This is a genomic window from Jeotgalibacillus marinus, assembly GCF_040801915.1.
GTDB classification, from domain to species: Bacteria; Bacillota; Bacilli; order Bacillales; family Jeotgalibacillaceae; genus Jeotgalibacillus; species Jeotgalibacillus marinus.
Genome location: NZ_JBFMIA010000308.1, coordinates 1 through 233 on the forward strand (window position 1 = coordinate 1; position 233 = coordinate 233).

The 233-nt window shown below is 73.0% G+C and carries 1 protein-coding gene; it reads left to right on the forward strand.

The features are described from left to right. Positions 1–233: adenosylcobinamide-GDP ribazoletransferase (locus AB1471_RS19185; RefSeq protein WP_496350349.1), on the forward strand; the 233-nt coding region annotated here is incomplete at both ends.

Below are 233 nucleotides of genomic sequence, written 5' to 3' on the forward strand. Positions count from 1 at the left end.
GATGCGCGACGGGTCGACCGGACCGTTCGGGGTGGCGGCCGTGGTCTTGGTCATCGCCTTGCAGGGCCTGGCCTTCGCGACCCTCACCACGGTCGGGATCGCTGGGATCACGCTGGCGGTCTTATCCGGCCGGGTCACCGCCGTACTGGTCTGTCGCCGGTTGGTGCCGGCAGCCCACGGCAGCACCCTGGGCTCGCGGGTCGCCGGTACGCAACCCGCGCCGGTGGTGGCGG